The sequence below is a fragment of the Coxiella-like endosymbiont of Rhipicephalus sanguineus genome, assembly GCF_018687865.1.
The window spans coordinates 1-2,832 of record NZ_NIQB01000067.1 but is presented as its reverse complement, the minus strand read 5'-3'; the positions used below and the strand labels follow the sequence as shown (position 1 = coordinate 2,832).

The window sequence follows — 2,832 nt, the reverse complement described above, 5'->3', positions numbered from 1 at the left end:
AACAACTTCATAAGTTGGTGCAGGACGCTGTTCCGATTGTTGGGGTGGGAGGGATTTTTTTTTCTGAAGATGCCGAAGCCTTTTTAAAGGCAGGAGCTTCTTTAGTTCAAATTTATACGGGCTTGATCTATCAAGGGCCTGGAATTGTTAAATTAATTGTTAGTTCATTAAGTAAATAACAAGAAATTAGCTGCTCCAAAATCACTAAACAAAGAGTGCTAGTCGTAATACTGAAGAATTCAGTCTTTCATGTTGTTGACGCCCGAATATAAATAAACCTTCCAATGAATCGAAGTTGGAAGCAGCAGATTTTTATACCTCACAATTATTTCACAAGCGTAAAATAGTTTAGCAAGATTGCCGTCAGAGAGAGCCGGGTGGTTGTTTTTTAACTTTTTTAAATTTCAAAATTAATATCACCCTCCATATCACGTCTTTCAATACTTCAGCTGCTACTATTTTTTTTGTTGAAGAGGGTATTATCCTCAATGGAATAAACCTCTTATAGGAAAAACTGGAGAATTATAATTTTCTTTTTTATTTTTTAGTGCAGCTAAATATTTCCCTAATATTTTTTTTGGTAATCCAGCTTAAATTGATAGGTTTAAAAATTTCTGGTGAAAAATATTCCAATATTAATCGTGAGTGAGCGGCTATAATTTGGTCAATCTGGCTATATGATTAGAAGAATCCAGGCGTGCTAGTTTGTAATGAATAATAGTTATCAATTTTATTTGAGTCTTACTTATTATATTTTATAAATTTTAAGTCTTGATAATCGTTTGTGAAAAAGCAATAAATTAAAGCGTATCTAGGAAAGAAAAGCTTTTAAAGTTGTTTCAGAAAATATTTTTTTAATTAATTCTGAATCAAAAATATGGCGGTAACGAGAAATGCATTCTAAAATAGCTTTAATCGCGGTTTTTGGATGCTTACTATAAAGTCCAGAAACAGCAAGAGGGTTCCAATCTCTTCCCGTTAGAGGTTGCTAATAACAACTTTAGAATTTTGGGATCAAACTCGACAAATGATAAAAGACAAATGATAAAACTGGAGTAACAAATCCTGGACGAGATTAAATTATACTGGTAAGAAAATCATAGATGACTCTGGCTACCTTCGAGTGGTAGCAGGGCTTTTTATACGCCGTCACAGAAAACGTAAGTGATGCGGATCGTTAATTGGTAAAAAACTTCCACCGATTATATTTGGAAGATGAATGATACGGCAACGGCTATTTTAGCAGCCAAAGTGGTGAGGGTGAAGGGTTTTTAACGCTTAGATCGGATTTGTTGAAAAATACCAACGGCAATGATGGCGCGCACTGCGTTGGCTACTAGCATACACCTTAGTAATAAGGAATCAAGTTAATAAGGGATCAACGGTCAAGGAGATGCTTGATTTATATTATCTCTCAGCTTTTTATCTCTCAGATTTCTAAAACCGGTGACCTTCGATTATCGAGCCGATTAGCATCCCAACAGTATGCGGTACTGGGATGGATACCCATCATTAATCAAACGATAGAAAGTCCACTATCAAAGACTTATTTTAGAGGTGATAAGTTTTACGATCTTTTTGTGTTGTGGTGGAATACGATTCCTCAGCAATGGCTTCCTGTGGTGGGGGCGAGGAAAAAGTGCTGAGGCGGATTGGAAAGCAAATAAAAGTATGCACCTAAATAAGTATGCACCTAATTAATCTTGTGTGTTGGCGCGCGTTAGGCGTTTATACAGTATGGTAGTCCTTAAGCAATCGTTTAAAGTGGATTCAAAAGTGCATTGTTTACTCATTTCGGATGCGAGTGTCTTTGATGATGGGAACACCGGTTTGTCTCGAAACGCAGGGTCAGTTGCGTGCCCCGCTTGAGAAAGACAAATGCTATTACCTAAAAAAATCTCACCTACGGCGGTAAAGGTTATGGATTCCTTAGAAAAGTATTACAAGGGTTAGTTTCTTGAATTAAGTAGCGTGGGATCCGGTGCACATTTTCTGTTATCGGATTTTTCGTATCGTCCGCCGGGATCCTTTGTAAGGTCTAAGAAGTATGCGTTGACCATACGCGAACTTGCGCCGCACATTTACAGTTATGTGGAGTGAAAAACCACAGGCTCAGATGAACATTTTGCGCCATCGGGCGGGCACGGCTTTTTTCCTACCCGCCTCATGGGAAAACGGAAGAGGCGACTTCGGTAGATGAACAACAAAAAACACAAGGAAAACTGTTTTCGATTTCTTTAGCCAACGACCTATGTAAGTGTTTTTGTGAAATTATAACGATGAGTATCGTTTATTTTCCTTATCGGTTTTATCCACGGGGTTATCAGTTTGACACGATGCGAGTGTTTTTTTATTAACGGCTATCGAAATTCAATGGATATCGAACACCGGTGTGCCGGTAAAGATAATAAGTCGCTGAATCTTATGGTTGTTCTGGCGCAACAATGTGTGTGTTTGTTTACACAGTTTTCCCACGCTATCCCAAGCGAAAAGAGTGGTTTGGTTTGGAATTGACAAAAATGCAAACGGTTTTTGGATTACATTCCCCGATCAATGATTGCCAAGGTCAATCACTCCAATCTGCAAGTTCACTTTTAAAACAGGTCGATTTATCAACCTTCCGGAATGGATAATTACGATTTGTACATGGGCACGAACCCTGTATTTATTGTTTGGTAGGAGTATTCGTTAATCGATCCTTTGGCACTGCATTATTTCACGCCGATTTTAATGGAAAATAATAATTCTCAAGAATTTTTTCATACCGCGCGGGCGTAATCATGCTTATTATCTCTATCAAAATAATCTAAATAAATAATCTAAATAAATAAT

At 37.4% G+C, this 2,832-nt stretch carries 3 protein-coding genes; all 3 read left to right on the top strand.

Annotated elements, in window-relative coordinates:
• Positions 1–17 precede the first annotated feature (17 nt).
• Complete coding sequence (locus B1F79_RS03895) at positions 18–179, top strand: hypothetical protein (protein WP_372443134.1); 162 nt, start codon at positions 18–20, stop codon at positions 177–179.
• 1,218 nt (positions 180–1,397) lie between these two features.
• Positions 1,398–1,646: a hypothetical protein gene (locus B1F79_RS03890; RefSeq protein ID WP_251366066.1), complete on the top strand. Its 249-nt coding sequence runs from the start codon at positions 1,398–1,400 to the stop codon at positions 1,644–1,646.
• Positions 1,647–2,444: 798 nt separating this feature from the next.
• A complete protein-coding gene (locus tag B1F79_RS03885) occupies positions 2,445–2,633 on the top strand; it encodes a hypothetical protein (RefSeq protein ID WP_251366065.1) in 189 nt (62 codons plus the stop codon).
• The last annotated feature ends 199 nt before the right edge of the window (positions 2,634–2,832 follow it).

What these genes read in the sequence shown, in the direction of transcription:
- B1F79_RS03885 (WP_251366065.1), top strand. Translation starts at nt 2,445, where the DNA reads ATGTGTGTGTTTGTTTACACAGTTTTCCCACGCTATCCCAAGCGAAAA.